17 protein-coding genes and 1 pseudogene are annotated in these 18,422 nt (G+C 38.5%); 5 read left to right on the forward strand and 13 right to left on the reverse strand.

The genetic code is table 11. The features are described from left to right. The 5 genes from KKC91_04635 to KKC91_04655 form a co-directional block, all read right to left on the reverse strand. On the reverse strand, window positions 1-544 hold a 544-nt coding region (locus KKC91_04635; GenBank protein MBU0477837.1), incomplete at its 3' end, for a type II secretion system GspH family protein. 43 nt (window positions 545-587) lie between these two features. Next, window positions 588-1,616, reverse strand: a complete 1,029-nt coding sequence (locus KKC91_04640) for a hypothetical protein (protein ID MBU0477838.1) — start codon at window positions 1,614-1,616, stop codon at window positions 588-590. Between the two features lie 2 nt (window positions 1,617-1,618). Further along, window positions 1,619-2,575, reverse strand: coding sequence for a hypothetical protein (locus KKC91_04645; GenBank protein MBU0477839.1), 957 nt, complete (start codon window positions 2,573-2,575; stop codon window positions 1,619-1,621). Window positions 2,576-2,593: 18 nt separating this feature from the next. Then, entirely contained in the window at window positions 2,594-3,646 is a 1,053-nt protein-coding gene (locus KKC91_04650) for a hypothetical protein (GenBank protein MBU0477840.1), read from the reverse strand. Window positions 3,647-3,668: 22 nt separating this feature from the next. Next, entirely contained in the window at window positions 3,669-4,424 is a 756-nt protein-coding gene (locus KKC91_04655; protein ID MBU0477841.1) for a helix-turn-helix domain-containing protein, read from the reverse strand. A 191-nt stretch (window positions 4,425-4,615) separates the two neighbouring features. On the opposite strand from KKC91_04655, the gene KKC91_04660 reads away from it, so the two are divergent. Then, window positions 4,616-5,365 (forward strand): hypothetical protein, encoded by a 750-nt coding sequence (locus tag KKC91_04660; GenBank protein ID MBU0477842.1) that lies wholly within the window; start codon window positions 4,616-4,618, stop codon window positions 5,363-5,365. Here the strand turns inward: KKC91_04660 and KKC91_04665 are convergent. Both KKC91_04665 and KKC91_04670 read right to left on the reverse strand, forming a co-directional pair. Continuing rightward, the gene (locus KKC91_04665; protein MBU0477843.1) at window positions 5,362-7,083 is read right to left on the reverse strand and encodes an ABC transporter ATP-binding protein/permease; all 1,722 of its coding nucleotides are present in this window, start codon (window positions 7,081-7,083) and stop codon (window positions 5,362-5,364) included. The two genes, KKC91_04660 and KKC91_04665, sit on opposite strands and share 4 nt — an antisense overlap. Before the next feature lie 14 nt (window positions 7,084-7,097). Further along, on the reverse strand, window positions 7,098-8,861 hold the full coding sequence (locus KKC91_04670; GenBank protein MBU0477844.1) for an ABC transporter ATP-binding protein/permease: 1,764 nt from the start codon (window positions 8,859-8,861) through the stop codon (window positions 7,098-7,100). Window positions 8,862-8,988: 127 nt separating this feature from the next. Between KKC91_04670 and KKC91_04675 the strand changes: the two genes are divergently transcribed. From KKC91_04675 to KKC91_04690, 4 genes and pseudogenes are all read left to right on the forward strand, one after another. Then, entirely contained in the window at window positions 8,989-9,300 is a 312-nt protein-coding gene (locus KKC91_04675; protein ID MBU0477845.1) for a transposase, read from the forward strand. Between the two features lie 17 nt (window positions 9,301-9,317). Then, window positions 9,318-10,625 (forward strand): annotated as a pseudogene (locus KKC91_04680) (Gfo/Idh/MocA family oxidoreductase). Window positions 10,626-10,741: 116 nt separating this feature from the next. Beyond that, entirely contained in the window at window positions 10,742-11,389 is a 648-nt protein-coding gene (locus KKC91_04685) for a TIGR00153 family protein (protein ID MBU0477846.1), read from the forward strand. Continuing rightward, window positions 11,389-12,336, forward strand: coding sequence for an inorganic phosphate transporter family protein (locus tag KKC91_04690; GenBank protein MBU0477847.1), 948 nt, complete (start codon window positions 11,389-11,391; stop codon window positions 12,334-12,336). Before KKC91_04685 ends, KKC91_04690 begins: the two co-directional genes overlap by 1 nt. Here KKC91_04690 and murG read toward each other — a convergent pair. From murG to dapF, 6 genes are read right to left on the reverse strand one after another with little or no spacing between them, the layout of a single operon-like run. Next, complete coding sequence (gene murG, locus KKC91_04695) at window positions 12,327-13,424, reverse strand: undecaprenyldiphospho-muramoylpentapeptide beta-N-acetylglucosaminyltransferase (protein ID MBU0477848.1); 1,098 nt, start codon at window positions 13,422-13,424, stop codon at window positions 12,327-12,329. The genes KKC91_04690 and murG overlap by 10 nt on opposite strands. Continuing rightward, window positions 13,421-14,503: a putative lipid II flippase FtsW gene (ftsW, locus tag KKC91_04700; protein ID MBU0477849.1), complete on the reverse strand. Its 1,083-nt coding sequence runs from the start codon at window positions 14,501-14,503 to the stop codon at window positions 13,421-13,423. The genes murG and ftsW overlap by 4 nt, the downstream gene beginning before the upstream one ends. Then, the gene (gene murD, locus KKC91_04705) at window positions 14,496-15,860 is read right to left on the reverse strand and encodes a UDP-N-acetylmuramoyl-L-alanine--D-glutamate ligase (protein MBU0477850.1); all 1,365 of its coding nucleotides are present in this window, start codon (window positions 15,858-15,860) and stop codon (window positions 14,496-14,498) included. The genes ftsW and murD overlap by 8 nt, the downstream gene beginning before the upstream one ends. Then, window positions 15,844-16,245 carry a hypothetical protein gene (locus KKC91_04710; protein ID MBU0477851.1) on the reverse strand — a complete coding sequence of 134 codons (402 nt, stop codon included), beginning with the start codon at window positions 16,243-16,245 and terminating at the stop codon, window positions 15,844-15,846. Before KKC91_04710 ends, murD begins: the two co-directional genes overlap by 17 nt. Window positions 16,246-16,262: 17 nt before the next feature. Further along, window positions 16,263-17,429 carry an LL-diaminopimelate aminotransferase gene (locus KKC91_04715; protein MBU0477852.1) on the reverse strand — a complete coding sequence of 389 codons (1,167 nt, stop codon included), beginning with the start codon at window positions 17,427-17,429 and terminating at the stop codon, window positions 16,263-16,265. Beyond that, window positions 17,416-18,312, reverse strand: coding sequence for a diaminopimelate epimerase (gene dapF / locus KKC91_04720; GenBank protein MBU0477853.1), 897 nt, complete (start codon window positions 18,310-18,312; stop codon window positions 17,416-17,418). The genes KKC91_04715 and dapF overlap by 14 nt, the downstream gene beginning before the upstream one ends. Window positions 18,313-18,422 lie beyond the last annotated feature (110 nt).

The following is an 18,422-nucleotide window of genomic DNA, read 5'->3' on the forward strand; positions in this document are numbered from 1 at the left end:
CTTCATCCCCTGCCGCTATGTGCGATGTGTTCACGATTCCAGTGTAGCCGTCACAAAAGGCAATTGTTCCACAGGGATCTTTAACCCTAGACTCACGACAGAAAGGATAATTGGCTGACTCAGCTTGTAACCCCATAAGGGTTCCACCATCACTCTCAATCAAACGATTACAAGCATAGCTGATCTCCGCGTTGTCGATTACACCTGAAGGAGAGCAATTTATGGCTTTTGCATAATTTAAGCTGGGACAATGGAGAACAGCACTACTTGGAACGTATCCGTGCAATATATCCCTTGCCCACATTGTCCAATCCGAACTACCTGTCTTATATGGCATTATCCATCCATCATAATCATCAGCATACATCTGCATTGCTAATCCTATCTGCCTGAGATTGGATACACATTTTGCCTTTCTTGCCATCTCTCTTGCTGCAAGAAGTGCAGGTAAAAGCATTGATGAGAGCAGGGCTATTATGGTTATTACAACCAAAAGCTCAATCAATGTAAATGCCCAAAAATCCAGTTTTAGCTTTTTATTCATAATCACCTCCTATCCATTTTTGTTTTTTTGTCTATGTAAAGTTTCACTCGCCTTCCATCCTGATGAGAACTTTTTCTAGAACTTGCTTGCAGTAATTGCATTGATGGCAGTTTCTTGTGCAATTTGATGTTTTTTTAAACCAGTCTTCAGGGAACTTTGAATTATCAACAATATATGGTGAAAATATGGGGCTGTGACCCGGCTCAAGTAAATCAAGCAGATTCCCGTTAAATTTTTCTTCTACATAAGATTGAATAACTTTTCTTGGATTAGCATGCATTCTAGTGGCAAGTTTTGCCATGGAGAAGTAACTATTGTAGTTATGTATATCCTCTGGTCGAATCCATGAATTCTGCAGAAAGGTAACCCGATTTTCTCTTTTTGCATAGTAGTTCCAGCATAAAATTGGATTCCAGTCCTTGATGTTTTTCATTGTACCTATTTCTTTCTCATGAGCAACAAGATTATCGTGAAAAACCTGTCCGGAACAAAAATTTAAACAACCACTGTTTACCAGGATATATAACTTCTTGTTGTTTTTATCTGCCCATTCTCTTAACTCTTGTATTCTATCTGGATTCCGGTTATATTCCCGTTGAACATAAAAACTGTCAAAAAGGTCTGCCACATATTCCATTGCCCTTACTGTGCCGATTCTCATATTGACTGAAGCGCGAACATCAATGTCGGGAAAGTTCTCTTTCACTGTTCTGGCAATCATAAGAGATGTGGTCGTAACTATATCAATGCCTGTAGATTCCTTCAGGTGAGAGATAACTGAGCATACGAGGTTTTTGAGATGCTCTGATAAGCTGTATTGACCATAGCAGTTGGCATTTAAAAGCAGGTCCAGCTTTATACCCATTTCCTTGAATTTTTTTAATTCCTCTTCAAGTTTACGCTGGCCGTCCCAGTCCACAAATCCATCCCGCATTGTCATAGGAGAACGGCCGCTGGGCATATCAAGCCAGGGAAAATAGACTTCTGAGATATGTTCTCTAAAATCCCTGACAATGTCTACAAGGGATTCCTCGTCTTGTTCAGGAAGTTGATATCCTACAGCAAATTTCATTTTCACAGTCTCCAGGGTTTTCTTTTACGGAATGGTTCTTTAAACTTATTCTTGAGCTTACCCTGTTTCTCCAGGTGAATCATACATGCCCGGATACAGCCCGCTGCGCCTTCAAGTGCCCTGGCGTATACATACATCGGACGAAGTTTGTATTTTTCGGCTTTGTTCCCATCTCGCGTAAATCCTTCCTTATCCTCAGGTGTAACCATAAATGGGTTTGCTTTCCTGCTCCCGCCACAAAAACCAACACCACATTTTCTCATATCTATATCTCCCCATTCCAGTTCTCTTCCTGCTACAGTAATCCTCACAGTTTTATGTTTTGGTATTGCTCCTACTGTGCACGCTTTGACACAATCCATGCATCTGTCACAGAGTTTTCCTTCAAATAATGGGTCAGGATCTAAAGGCGCGTCTGTGATAATAGCAGCGAGTCTTTGCCTTGGCCCGAACTCAGGAGATAGAAACATCTTACTGTAACCTATTTCACCGAGGCCTGCACAGAATGCCGCAATTCTCATCTGAAGGAAAACATTAGGCGCAGGTTTTTCCGGTGAAACAGGCCTGCTTTGGTTCGGGTTTATCTTGCCTATTTTTTCTGGATAAAAACCACTTGAATATGTATTTGTCCACGCAAAATTATTTGGTATTGGAACTGCCTCATACCCTTCATCCTCGATTATTTTGCTCACATTCCAGAGTACTAGAGGCTGATATATATGATTTATCCCGGCATAACCCATTGCAGAATATGCAGTAAAAAACGTTCCTTCTTCTGTGCCTCTAAAAACACCCCTGAAATGGCGAAATCCCATGACGATCATTGTTTTTCCATCAGGAAAGATATATCTTGGGTCCATCTGTTTCGGTGCGCCTTCAAATCTGTCCATAGATGCAATCCCCACAATATCAGCTCCACAACTCTTAGCATATTTCTTTATTTTTTCTGCTGTTAACATGATACTCCTCCAAAACAGTTATTCGTCTACCTCAATTTCCTTCTTTTCCTCTTCTTTTTTTACTTTTGATTCCAGATCCCAATCTGCTTTCCATGGTTTTCCTTTGCGGAAAGGTGTTTTGAAAACATTCTTGAGTTTACCTTTCTGCTCCAGATGAATCATGCAGGCAATCTGGCAACCCCTCATTCCTCCAAGCCCCCTGCCATACCAGTGTACGGGTGAAAGTTTATACTTCATGGATTCAGTATATGGCTGCTGGTTAAACCCTTCCTTATCTTCAGGTGTAACCATAAATGGGTTATATTCCTTAACTCCGCCATGAAAAGCAACACTACACTTTTTAAAATCCAGTTTTGCCCATTCTATGTCTTTTCCTGCCACCCTGATTTTGACTTTTTGAGTCTCTGATATGGCATTTGCCGGACATTCCTTGACACAAGCCATGCACATATCACAAAGCTTTCCTTTAAATAGTGGGTCAGGATCTAAGGGTGCGTCTGTAATAATGGCAGCAAGCATCTGTCTTGGTCCAAACTCAGGACTCAGGAACATTCCACTGTAACCTATTTCCCCTAATCCGGCGCAGACTCCAGCGATCTTCAATTGAAAGAAGATGTCAGGAGCAGGCTTTTCAGGAGAAACGGGCTTGCTCCATTTACCGTCTGTCTTTCCGAACGCGGATGGATTTACGTTTATAAATTCCTGCCCGATGTTATCAGGGTCAAGGTTGTCTATATTGCTCCATGGGAAATTGTCCGGTATAGGCACTGCCTCATATCCCTCATTTTCAAGCAATTTAGTGAAATTCCAGAGAGTTACAGGTGCAAATACCCAGCGTGTTCCCTCGTAACCCATAAATGAATATGGATTGAAAAATGTTCCCTCTTCAATGCCGCGAAACACACCCCTGAAGATGCGGAAGCCAATAACTATCATTGATTTTGCGTCTGGAAAGATGTATCTCGGGTCCATTTGTTTTGGAAGACCCTCAAACCTATCCATAGAGGTGATTCCTACTAAGTCCGCTCCACACTTCCTGGCACATTTCTTAACATCATTTTTGGTTAACATGATACCTGCCCCCCTATATTAATTAATATTTTTTCGACAATTCCTTTGCTGCCTGCACGATACATCTTCTGAAATTCTGTCTTTTTTTCCCTTTCAGTTCTTTATTCGGAATACTGCCGCCGAGTGCGGCCGCAATTTCATTATCTGGTCTGATAATAGGCGCTGCTACAGGATAAATGCCATCAGAACAAGACCATGGAGCAGAATAACCCTTCTGGCGGATTACTTCAAGAGCTTTGTCAAGACGCTCAGGTGTTTTCCATAAATGAGCTCCAAATTCCCAGAATGGATAGCGCTTACGATAAGCAATCCTCTCTTCCTCAGTCCAGAATGCCTGAAAGAGTAAGGCTGAAGCAGTACCATAAGCATGAAAGATTTTAGCACGCGGTTGTTCTATGATTCTTGGTCTTTCCGGGCTTATACGCAGGCTCAGCATTATCTCGCCACTTACAACCTCTGATAAGACAAAACAAGCACTACTATACTGTTTAGAAAGCTGTTTCAGAACCTTTGATGAACGATTCAATAACGAATGATGAGAATAGGTGTTTGAGAGTTCTATTACAGCAGACCCAAGCTGGTATCTTGTAGGGCGTTTTGTCTTTTTGAGAAACTGTCTGGAAGTCAGGGTACGGACAAGATTGTAAGCAGTGGACGATTTCAGGTCAAGAGCATCAGCCAGCTGCTGAATAGTTACCACTCCGTCGTCAGAACGGCTTATAAACTGTAAAATATCAAGACTTCGTAGTAAAGATTGTACTAGTTCGCTATGTGCCATAATTTACTCATCTATTCATCATAGATGAAAATTTATTTTGAATAGATAAATTATATTATGTTTCTGAATTCTTGTCAAGAAAAAAATGAATTTTGTCAAACCAAAATAAAAATATCTTCACAATTATTTACTTTTCGTAGGATATGCTTTATACTGAATCCGATATGTTTACAAAGGGAGGATAGAAAACAATGTGGTTTTTTGGGAGAAAGCGGAAGGACTTAGATACGGAAGACAAGCAGATAACCCTTATGGATCAGGAAAAAGAATATGTTTCCTTACTTCGGCAGGAGATGGATGAAGGAGCGGTCAAAAAATTGAGCTCTGACGTGAATGATACGATTAAACGTGCTGCTAAGGATGATTTGAAGCAGTTAAAACTTCTGGAGAAGGGTCGTTGTCCTGAGTGTGGCTGGAAAACAGAACAGTTTCTTTACACCAGTATTTGTAATCACTGTGGCTGGTCAAAACGGATCACTCCCGAGGTAGGAAAGGTAATTATTCATCTTGATGACAAACGGAAGATTGAGTGTGATAAATCCTTTGAGGTAAATGAGGGGGTAATTTTGTGTCTGCAGGGCGATGTCATTACTCACGAGATAATGCGCAAGGCTCTTGCCTATATAGAGTATGTATGGACTGAAGAAGAACTTGGAAAAATACGCCGAAAAAGAATGGAAGAACTTCATTCCTTGTGTAATTGGTGTTTTAAACCCATTCAGGATCAAGATAAGATGGTGACTCACTATGTTGCTATTGGTGTTGATCAGGAACGTTTTTCTTTCTGCTCAGAAGCCTGTGCTGTTTCATTTGAAAAACAATATCCGTCTCGGGTTCATAGAAATTGTTACACACAGGATTGCAATGACTGCGATAATTGCGATTGCAGGAAGAAATACGATACAACCAAAGAGCAACTTCACCTGCCTGGTCAGACTTAAGAGTTCTGTTTTTGGTAAATCCGCTGGTAAAATCCACCCAGTTTCAGTAATTCACTATGAGAACCCATTTCCACAATTTTTCCCTCGCGCATGACAATGATAATATCGGCTTGCATGGCAGTGCGTAACCGGTGAGTAATAATAAAACAGGTTTTTCCTTTCATAACCTTATCCAGGGTTTTCTGGATACGTGCTTCAGTCTCAGCATCAAGGGCAGAGCTACTGTCATCCAGAATAAGGATTCCATGATTTGAAAGCAGAGCCCGAGCTATACAGAGTCTTTGTTTCTGTCCTCCGGAGAGACTCATGCCTCTTTCTCCGATTTCAGTCTCATATTTTTCGTGGAGAGACATAATAAAATCGTGTATCTCAGCCATTTTTGCCGCATTAATTATTTTCTTAGCGCTGGCTTGTATGCGGCCATATCTTATATTATCGGCAACAGTGCCCGAAAATATGGATGCTTCCTGAGGAACCATAGCAATGTTGGATCTCAAGGATGTTAGCTTTACATCTTTGATATTATGTCCATCTATAAAGATGTATCCTGTAGTAGAATCGTAAAGACGAAATAATAGACTGACTAAAGAAGTCTTGCCCGAACCACTTGGCCCGATAAGACTTACTCTGCTCCCTACAGGAATTTCAAAACTGAGGTCAGAAAGATCTATGTTTTGTCCTTCCCTGTATTTTAGAGACACGTGACTGAATGTGACCTGCCCTTTTATTTTTTCTAAGAATATAGCTTGTTTAGAATCATGAATCTCCACCTTTTCATCCAGCAGCCCAAAAATTCTTTTCATCACCACCATCAAATATTGGCTGTTAAGAAGTATTGAGGTAAGGTTGTTTACCGGACCAAAAAGAAGAGCTGTAGTCGAATAGAACCAGAGCATTGAACCGAGGGACCAGCCTGCTTTTACTTTAAGCACGCCAAGCCATAGAATAACTCCTGTGCAACCAGCAGAGATAATTGCACTGGCAGTGCCTAATCCCGCGGAGATCATGGCTCTCCTGACAAAGAGTCGAATGAGATGTTTTGAGCGTTGGAAGAAATTTCTTATTTCTTTTTTTTCTTGAGCAAAACTCTTTACCACCTCAGCTCCGGTGAGCACCTCTGAAAGCTGGGAATACAATTCTGCATTGCGGGCTCGTATATCAGTGCTTATTATCTTCAGACGCTTGCTCATTGTAGCAAAGGAAGTGGCTGCTAGAGGAAGAGCTATTAGAGCGATAATTGCCAACTTATAATCAAGACTCAGTAAAATGACAACGGCCACTACCAAAGCAGCCACACTGGTAATAGTAGTAACCAGAGTTGTAGTAGCTATACTCTCTACCACATCGGAATCATCCATTACCCGGGCTACTAGTTTTCCAACTTTGTGCTGGTCAAAGTAGCGCATAGCTAAACTTTGAAGTTTCTGATGCAAATCACACCTCAAAGAGAAAACAATTCTTTGACCCAGAGCAGCGATCTGGTAGCGGTTGAAACTACTGGCGGAACAAGCAAAAAGATGAATCAGACTATAACCTCCTAAAAGACTGAAAAGTAAAAGAATGTTTTTCTGAGGAATTACTATATCCACTATAATCTTTGCCATGAAGCCAAAAAGATAAGTGACTAAAGATGTAAAAAGTGAGATGAGGATCACAATAGCCAGTTTCCATTTATGAGGGAAAACATATTTCTGAAAAAGTCTATTTAACGTGTTCATATGTCTATTATCCACTACCAGAGAACTTTACTCTCGGCTTGTGCAATTGCCTTCTGTTGTTCATAGAGTTTGTGATAAATGCTTTCTTTTTTCATTATCAGTTTCTTATGAGAACCACTCTCCACTATCCTTCCCTTGTTCATAACAACGATAAGGTCGGCATTAACAATGGTGGAGAGCCGATGAGCTATTACCAGAGAAGTACGAGCAGCCATGACTGCCCCAAGAGCACGTTGAATAAGCCTTTCTGACTCAGTATCAAGATTGGATGTCGCTTCATCCATAATGAGAATATCAGGGTTAGTCACGATGGCCCGGGCAATGGCTAATCGTTGTTTTTCTCCGGCAGAGAATTTTATCCCGCCTACACCGATAATAGTTTCATATCCTTCAGGGAGACTCTCTATAAAATTGGCAATCTCTGCGATACGTGCAGCCTCTTTCATTTCTTTGTCTGAGATACCTTTTTTCCCATAGGAAATATTTTCTCTTACCGTGACATTGAATATAAAGGAATCCTGAAGCACTACCCCTATTCTTTTATGCAGGCAGTTCAGACGAATCTTTCTGATATCCATACCATCAATAGTGATGCTACCTGATTTCACATCATAGAAACGAAGAAGCAGTGACGCTAGAGTCGTTTTGCCACATCCGGTTTCACCTACCAGAGCTATTGTTTTACCCGCATGGATAGTGAGGTTAATATTCTTGATCACTGGATTCTCCTCTTCGTATTCAAAGGAGACATTCTTAAATCGCACCTCTCCCTGGAATTTTTTGACTGCAACAGCCTCCGGGACATCCTTAATCTCAACAGGTGTATTCAGAATTTCAAAGATGCGGCGAAGGGATATTGTAGTTATTGCCATAGTATTAGAAATTTCTGAAAATCTGAGTGCAGGCATAAAAATCCTTGATGCATAAGCAGATAGTGCAAGAACATCCCCGTAAGTCATCCCTCCTTTGATTACAAAATAACATCCAAGACAGTAAATAGTGGATTTTCCCAGTCCATTTACTAAGCTGGAGAAGAAAGAGAAAGTTGCACTGTAACCTACTCCCTGCAAGCCAATATCCAGAGCGTTACGCAAGCGATGTGCAAAGATCCTGGTCTCTCTTCTTTCCTGGGCAAAGGATTTGACTGTCTTCTGTTCGCTGAGTACTTCAACCAAGCTGCTGGATACCTGATCCATTCTGAATCTGAGAAACGATTGTTTGCTTCTTACCTTGGGTAGAAAGTGGCGATAATTAAGAATGTATAATGAAAGAAATCCTACAAGGACAAGTGTTAATTTCCAGTTAAGGTGAATCATTATTCCCAGGGCAAAGATGACTGAGGCCACATCTACAAGCATCTGGATGGTATCATGAGTAAAAACATTGCTGACTATATGGGTGTCTCCCATAACCTTAGACATAATTTTACCTGTAGGATTCTCCTGATAAAAGCGGAGAGAAAGTTTCTGGATATGCTTGTACATGGCCAGTCTTATGTCAAAAACAACCTTCCTGCTGAGATAAACAATGATGAAATTATTAGGGAAGGAAAGAATGGCTGTTAAAATGGAGAGAACTAAAATAAGAAGAATAGGCCAGGGAATAGGGGCGCTAAAGACGCTCCACTCCTGCTTCTGAATTACTTCGTCTACTATATATCTGACAATTAGAGGGATAAGCAGGCTAAACAGGGTTATAATGATAGTTATGCCAATAGTAAGGATAACTTTCTTTTTATAAGGCTTGATAAACTGGAGAATTCTTAGAAAGTTATTCATGCCTTAAATAATGCCTTTCTGCCAAGATAATGTCAAGTGCCTTTGGGGACCTTATAGCAAAAATTGCAATGTCTTAATTGTAGCATGCGGAGGCTGATCGGAGGAGTTACCAAAGGATAATCCTGAAATTGAAAGATTTAACGGTACCTTCGAGTATGAATGGCTTTATGATTGTAATCTAACTACTGATTGTGATGAGTTTAATCCAGCTGTAACAAATTGGCTGATTGAGTACAATTTTAATCGCCCTCATCAAGCGCTTGATTATTTAACACCTATGAGATATATTGTAAGAATTACAATGAGAATCTTGCCCAGCCAGCACAGTGAATATCTTGACGAATCCTCAAGAATAGACGCACATAGACTGAAGCAGGATATCTGGAACTGGAAGTATAGATTAGGACGTGATTACAAGCAGTGGAATTTTGTATATTAATTTTTAAATAGGAGCTAATAAATATGAAAAGATATGTTCAAGTAGGATTGGGACAGCGTTCAGAAACATTCACAAAGGCAATTACGGAAACTTATAAAGACAACTGCCGTTTGGTTGGGCTCTGCGATGTCAACAGAGGCAGACTTGAGCTTCGAAGAAATGACCTAATGAAACATTATGGATTGGTGCCGATTTATCATGCAAAATAATTTGATAAGATGATAAAAGGAACTAAGCCCGATATCGTGATTGTTACAACAAAAGATTGTTTTCATGATAAATATATTATCAGGGCTATGGAGCTGGGATGTGATGTAATTACGGAAAAACCAATGACAATAGACGAGAAGAAATGTCAGAAGATTTTTGATACTGTTAAAAGAACAAAGAGGAAAGTCAGGGTTACCTTTAATTATCGCTATTCACCTGTTCGTACTCAGATTAAGGAATTAGTTTCAAGCGGTGTTATTGGAGAGATTCTTTCTGTGGATTTCAACTGGCTATTAAACACGCGTCATGGAGCAGATTATTACAGGAGATGGCATCGCGATAAAAAAAATAGTGGCGGGCTTATGGTACATAAAGCAACACATCATTTTGACCTTGTGAACTGGTGGATATCTTCCTGTCCTGCAAAAGTTTTTGCCATTGGTAAAAGGGATTTTTATATTCCTGACAGAGCAAATCAGTATGGTCTTAACGGACACGGCGAAAGGTGTTTTGAATGCAGAGTAAGCAGTAAATGCCCATTTTATCTGGATCTAAGGAAGAGGAAATTGCATAAAAGAGTTTATCTGGATAATGAAAAATATGATGGCTATTTCAGGGATAGATGTGTATTCGGCAAAGAGATTAGCATTGAAGATTCCATGAATTTAGTTGTTCAGTATGATAACGGAGTGATGATGTCTTATTCTTTAAACTCATTTTGCCCCTGGGAAGGATATGTTATCCGTTTTAACGGAACTAAAGGATCACTGGAACATAAGGCCGTAGAAACAGTTTATATAAGTGGTGATGGAACCACTCCGGGAGAAACAGTTGAGGGTGAGACCAATATTAAAATATCGCCTCATTTCAAACCCGCATATAATGTTAAGGTCAGAATTTCTGAAGGTGGTCATGGAGGTGGAGACGACCCTCTTCTTGAATCTCTGTTTAGTCCAAATCCGCCAAAGGATAAATTTAAAAGAGATGCAGACTATGTGCAAGGGGCATGGTCAATACTTACAGGAATTTCTGCTAACATATCAATGAAAACAGGAAAATCCGTTAATCCTAGAAAGCTTGTTAAAGGTTTGTCAAAAGCTAATTTTAATGCTTAGGAATTTAAATATTTGATATACCTTTTTTGTTATATTACCGTGCACATGTCACCAGATTGACATCTGCTGTGTTAGTTGCTAGTAACTATTTTATTAAAAACACGGGGGGGATAAAAATGGCTTTATTTTTTTCAAAAACCAATAAGTTTTTAGAAATGATTGAAGAATACTTACAAAAGGTTACAGAGTGTATGGAACAGGCTCAGAAAACGCTTTTTCTCTATATTGAGAAAGGTTCTTGTGAAGAATTTGACGGGCTTGTGGCTAAAACCCACATGGCTGAATCATGCAGTGATGATTTAAGAAGGGAGATTGAAATTTCGCTGTATGAAAAGGCATTAATGCCGGAATCAAGAGGTGATATTCTTGGCCTGCTTGAAACTGTTGATAAGATTCCAAACAAGGCGGAATCTGTTGCATTTCAAATACAAATAGAGGCAATAAGAATCCCCGATGAGTTCAAATCGGAATTACGTAAAATAATCAATATAAATTTTGGTATTTTTGAGGACATTAAACGGGCAATTAGAGCCGTATTTAAGAATATTAAAGAGGTAAGGCGCATTACAAATGAGATAGATAAAAAAGAGAGCAGTTCTGATTCTATGGAAAGGGATTTAATTAGAAAATTATTCAGCTCGGATATTGACATTGGAGAGAAGATTCTCCTGAAAGAATTAATAATTGAGATTGGCAGTATATCAGACAAAGCTGAAGACACTGCAGATCGACTGAATATAATGGCAGTAAAGAGGCTTATTTAATGTTTCTCTTCAGCCTTAGTTATTTAAAATTACTTGGAGGAATTTATTTAGGCTGGTCTCTGGGTGCCAATAACACTGCAAATGTTTTTGGAACTGCAGTTTCTTCGGGGATGGTCAAATTCCGGACAGCAACAGTTTTTTTTGTAGTATTTGTAATACTTGGCGCAGTAATTGGAGGCGCTCCAGGGATCAAAACACTTGGAGGACTTACAAGTCAAAATATAAATACAGCTTTTGTTATTTCAGTGGCGGCAGCTGTTGCAGTAACTTTATTGACAATGTTAAAACTTCCTGCTTCTGTCTCTCAGGCAGTTGTGGGAGCAATACTCGGTATTGGGATCTTACAAAAACAGATTAATTCTGCTGGATTGCAAAAGGTCGTAATCTGCTGGATATGTACACCTGTTGGCGCTGCTGTTATAGCGATTCTACTCTATATGTTTTTGACTTACATACTTAGAAAAATAGACATACATTTTCTTGATTTTGATAGAATTGTGCGGATTATGCTTATACTGTCTGGAGCTTATGGAGCCTATGCTTTGGGAGCGAATAATGTTGCAAATATAACAGGTGTTTATTGCCAAGCTGGAATACTTACGCCATTTTTAGCCGCATTAATAGGAAGTATTAGTATAGCGCTTGGCGCAGTTACCTACAGCAGAAATGTTATGATGACAGTGGGGAAAAGCATTATCCCCTTAAATGCATTCTGCGCTCTGGTTGTAGTGCTTTCAGAAGCTATAACAGTTGATATATTTGCGCACATTGGGGTTCCTGTTTCCACCTGTCAGGCCGTGATAGGCGGAGTCATAGGTGTGGGAGTCGTAAGAAATATTAAAGCAGTTAACTTTAAAGTGCTTTATAAAATTTTCTCAGGGTGGATGGTCACTCCTGTTATCAGCTGCGTTCTTTCTTATGTGCTGTATAAAATATTTTATATGTAATTTTTTATTCTCTCAAAGATTTTTTCTGTAGAATTGATATGGAGACTGCCAAGTTTCCTGCTTCTCAAAGCCATTTGCTCCAGCTTGTGTTCGTTTTTAATTAAATCCAGTATTCTTTCACTTAGTTTTACTACACAGAGGCTTTTTTCTTCTATGATTATTCCAGCTCCATTATCAGAGAGAAGTTTTCCGTTATAAAACTGATGATTAGCTGCTGCATGAGGATAGGGGATTAAGATAGCAGGAATACCAAAAAAACTAATTTCACTAATTGTCATAGCTCCTGCCCTTGATATTACAATATCAGAGATTGCGTAAATATCTCCGATATGTTCTGTGAAAGGCATTACTTTTACGTCTAAATTAGTTTTTTTATATTTATCCAGAATTAATTGATAATCCCTTTCTCCTGTGATATGTATTATGTGCCAGTGTTTAAGATGTTCTTTTATATTGATAAATGTATCTAGAGAAACAATATTGATTTGATGCGCTCCCTGACTGCCTCCAAATACAAGGATTGTTTTCTTTTTTTTTAAAACCAAATTATGCCTTTTGTCAGCTGCTTTTAAAATGTCATCTCTTATAGGATTGCCGACTGTTGCAATCCTTCTTTTGCAAGACAGATATTTTTTTGTCTCATCAAATGCCACATCAACCTCTGTTGCTATATTTGCCAATAATTTATTTGTAGAGCCTGAAACAACATTCTGCTCATGAATTAAGGTAGGGATCCTCATTAAGTATGCAGCTATAATAGGGGATATGCTAATATAACTTCCCATCCCGAGGATTAAATCAGGCTTAAATTTTAATATAATAATAAAAGATTGGATCAAGCTCAAAAAGGCTTCAGCGAAGCATAGGATAATACTAGACGGCCTGTTTCTGTTCCATCCCCGGCCATAAATAGTAGCTGTTTTGAAACCTCTTTTTTTAATTTTATCGGAGGAACAGCGTCTTGAAATTAGAAATAATACGTCAGAATTTCCAACCATTTTTTTTATGTAATCTGCAATTGCCAAAGCAGGATACAAATGTCCACCTGTTGTTCCCGCGGCAAATATGATCTTTATACGCTTCATCATTCCCATTCCTTGCTGACATTAAGTAATAAGCCAATGGCAGTCATGTTAACAATTAGGGAAGAGCCTCCAAAGCTTATGAATGGAAGGGTTGTTCCCTTTGTTGGTAGGAGTCCTGTAACAACACCAATGTTTATTATAACCTGATATGCAATCATTACAGTAATACCAATTGCCAATAGATGTCCGTATAAGTCAGGGGCATGATATGCTATAATAATGCCTCTCCATATTATGTATGTAAATAACAGAATTATTAGCAAAGTTCCTATGAATCCAAGTTCTTCACCAATTATTGAAAATATAAAGTCTGTATGTGCCTCCGGCAGGTAGAATAATTTCTGGATTCCTTTGCCAAGTCCTTTTCCCCACCAGCCTCCTGATCCTAATGCATAAAAGGATTGGATGATTTGATATCCTTTTCCCAGAGGATCATCCCATGGATTAAGAAAAACCATTATTCTTTCCATACGATAAGGAAAGGTGCGAATTGCAATGTAGATAGCTGGAAGCGATGAGAGAAAGAAGATTGCCAGATGCTTCATATTAGCTCCTGATATGAACATCATTGTCAAAACAATTCCTGCAATAAGCACACATGATCCAAGATCGTTTTTTATTATTAGAGCTAATACTAAACCCAATACCAGCATTTGAGGGAGAAAACCTTTTATGAATTCTTTAATATTATGCTGTTTTCTGGTTAAGAAATTAGAGACATATATAATCATAACAAGTCTCGCAAGCTCTGAAGGCTGCATACTTAACGGGCCGATTCTAATCCATCTTCTGGCTCCTCCTGCAGCTCTGCCAATGTAGGGAAAATACACAAGGATTAATAGAATAATTGTTAGAACCAAAAGAGGCTTCCCAAGTTTTTTAAGCATCTCATAGCGGATATTCATACTTGTAAACATAAATATAAGCCCTATAAAAGCCAGAATTAAATGACGGGCAAGAAAATGAAAGGGATTGTTAAATTTTGATATGGAAACCATAGCTGCCGTATCGAATACCATTATGATTCCAATACCAATAAGGATGAAGACAACAGATAGCAATGCAATATTCTGTTTATGCATGCTCGATTCTTGATTTTAGCGTATTAACAGCATTTTTGAAGAGATTGCCTCGTTCTATATAATTTTGAAACATATCAAAACTGCTGCATGCAGGGGAAAGTAAGATTGTATCATTTTGGACAGCTAATGAAAAAGCTTCCTCTACTGCGTCATCCATTGAATAAACATATGTTAGGGGAACCAGTCCACCAATATCCTTTTTTATTATATCTTTAGCTTCACCAATTAGAATAAGATGTTTGACTTTATTTCTGATAGCCTGTTCCAAATAGGTGTAGCTGCTCCCCTTATGTTTACCTCCCATAATAAGAATAATTGGAGAGAGGGTATTTTCAATTGCTGTTTTAGTAGCGTCAACGTTTGTAGCCTTAGAGTCATTGATAAATGTAACATTATTTATCTTATTAACAAATTCTGTTTTATGAGGCAATCCAATGAACTTAGCTAAAGTGGTTTTCATTATTCCCGGATCAATTTTAAATATAGATGCTACACATATAGTTGCAAGCATATTTTCCAAATTGTGTGTGCTTTTTATCCTTAATTCATCAAGTCTGCATATCTCCTTCTCCTCCGCATCAGGCCTCATTGAAATTTTTCCATCTTTAACAAAAGCGTTACACGTTTGAATTTTTCTACTAAAAAAGGAAACATGCGCTTTTGTTGTATTCTCAAATTTTCTCACTATAGGATCATCATAATTTATAATAGTGAAATTCTTGGCAGTTTGATTTTTAAAAATTAATGATTTTGCACGTGTATAATTCGTCATATTTTTGTATCTATCAAGATGATCAGGTGTAATATTTAAAACTAAAGAAATAAAGGGACAGAATTTAGTGATAGTTTCCAGTTGGAAGCTGCTGATTTCAGCAACAATGATGTCGGATTTTGATAAGGATTCAACTTTTTCGGATAAAGCAGTTCCTATATTCCCAGCGACAATGGTATTGTAGCCTGCTTCTTTAAGCATATTCTTTATAAGGATAGTTGTTGTTGTTTTTCCGTTTGTACCCGTTATGGCAATGATTTTCGCAAGAGAGAACCACGATGCAAATTCTATTTCACTCACCACTCCAATATTATCTTCCTTTGCCTTGCGAAGAATGGGAATATCCGGAGAAATACCAGGGCTTAGTATTATAAGATGTTTATTTTTGTAAACATTAGCTGAATGCCTGCCTATTTCTACTTCAATGCCTATGCTAGTAAGAATATCTTTGTTTTTTTTAATATCCTCAGATACAGAACTGTCACTCACAAAAACGGTTGCGCCCATTTTATTAGCCAGTTTTGCGGCAGCAAAACCGCTTTTTCCAAGACCGAGAACAGTGATAGGTTTATTTTTTATATCCACAGACTTTTTTTATCTCATTTTCAATCCGAATTAACCTCTTGGAAACATCATTGATCCTATATTCAATTGAGTTGAGAATCCAGAACTGAAAATGTTCCACCTTCATCTGTTTACGTATCATCCAGATAATTTTTATTGAAATAAGTAACAAGCCAATCTCAATCGAAAATAAAGGCGGTAATGGAATATCAATTTTCAGAATATGCCGCATTGTATCTAAGGCAAGAAGCACGATAATTGCAACAATAAAGGATATATTCAGAATCCTATCCTGCCTTGCTGAAGTCTTTGCGCCAATTGCGCCGATAATATTTTTAATTTTCTCTTTTTCTTTACGGAATTGTTCCAGCTCTTCTTGTAGTTCTTTAACTCCGGGTCTGGTCATGTCAGTTTCCTTTGTTTCTACTTCAGCGCATTCTTAATTCTTTGCATAGCTTCATGGAGCCGCTTGTCGGAGACTGTGAGTGAAATTCTTATGTAACCTTCACCGTGCTTTCCATAAGAGGAGCCTGCGGCAACAACAACTGAAGCCTTCTCAAAAAGCATTGTGGCAAAATCAATTGAACTTTCTCCATGAAGTGTGGGTATCCATAAATAAAACGTCCCATCAGGAGGGGTGTAAATCCAGCCTATTGAATTTAAAGTGGTAACAACAAATCTACGTCTTTTTTCGTAGATATCCAATATTTTATCTATGTTTTGTGTTTCACTTTCCAATGCCTTTATTCCTGCGTACTGAATAGCATTAAAAACACCTGAATCCACATTTTCTTTAACCTTTGACATTGCCGCTATAATATCAGGATTTCCCATAGCCATACCTATACGCCAGCCTGTCATATTGTATGGTTTCGATAGAGAGTTAAGCTCAACTCCGACACCCTTAGCGCCTTCAACAGAAAGAAAACTGAGTCTTTCCTGTTTGTTAAACACAATTTCGCTGTATGGATTATCATGGCATATTGCAATATCATAGGTCTTTGCGAATTCTACTAATTCAGCAAAGAATTTTTTACTGGCAACTGCTCCTGTAGGGTTATTTGGGTAGTTAAGATAAAAAGCTCTTGCCTTTCTTGCAACATCAGAGGATATATCTGAAAGAACCGGAAGAAAATTATTTTGTTCCAGTATTGGGATGTTATAAGGTTTTGCTCCAGCCAGAAAGATATTGGCTCTATAGGCAGGATATCCTGGGTCTGTCATTAGCACAGTATCCTGCGGGTCCGCAACAGCCATAGCAAAATGATGCACACCTTCCTTTGAGCCTATTAGTGCTATAATTTCTTTAGCAGGATCAAGTCTTACCTGATATCTTTCTCCGTACCATTTGGTTACAGCTTCCCTGAATTTAAACATGCCTTTTTCTTCGTCTGTAGGATAACGGTGATTTTCCGGGACATAAGCAGTTCTACACAATTCATCAATTATGGATTTGGGAGTTGCCTCAACAGGGTCTCCAGTTGCAAGGCTTATAACATCTATTCCTTCAGCCTTTGCCTTTGCAATCTTATTTCTCAATTCCATAAAAAGATATGGAGGAATATTATCTAATCTTTTAGCTGTTTTCATAAACCAGTTCTCCCTTGTATATTATTTGAGCATCTCCCTCCAAAAAAACATCAGAAAAAACACCTCTATTATAATGCAGATTAACCTTTAAGCTGCCGCCTTTAACTTTAATGGAGATAGGCATTCCCTTTACCTTACCAAGTGCATAGGAAATCGCTCCGGATGCAACTGCACCTGTTCCACACGCATAGGTTTCTCCTTCAACGCCCCTTTCATAAGTTCTTATATTTAAAGAGTCATCATTATTAATAGAGACAAAGTCAACATTTGTTCCTCTGGGAGAAAAATGCTTATGATGGCGTATAAGAGAACCTATGGCCATAACGTCAAGATTCTCAATATTATCAAAGTACAAAATTGCATGAGGCACGCCAGTATCTATGTAATGAACAATTTGTTTCTCCCCATTAACCTCAAGCTGTATATTAAGCTTCATATCACAGGGCTTACTCATTTTTAAGCGGATATTGTTGTTAGTAGCTTCTGCCTCAATTATTCCTGCAATTGTTTCAAAGCATGTTCTTTTAGAAATTAGTTTCAGGTGCTGTGCGAACCTGACAATACATCGTGCTCCGTTCCCGCACATTTCAGCTTCAGAGCTGTCAGCGTTTATTATCCGCATTTTGAAATCAGCCTTTTTGGAATTTTCTAAAAGCAAAACTCCATCCGCACCGATTCCAAACCGTCTTTCGCAAACATGTTTTGAAAAAGCATGTACATCTTCAATAATTTTATCCCGATTATCAACCACAATAAAATCATTGCCTGTTGCACACATTTTAGTAAATTTAATAATATTCATTACGGACTTTATATCAAAAAATCTTATTGAACACAATTTCTTTCCACTTTCGGTAATGCAAGAAGTTTTATGCAAATTCATACTATCAATCTCTCCTAAGGACTGTAAATTATCAGTCATCTCCTAAATTGTTTATGCTACTTCTCTTCACCTTGTGGATACTGCCGTTCTGTGTATAACTCTTCGAGTTA

Source organism: bacterium, from assembly GCA_018812485.1.
Taxonomy (GTDB): domain Bacteria; phylum JAHJDO01; class JAHJDO01; order JAHJDO01; family JAHJDO01; genus JAHJDO01.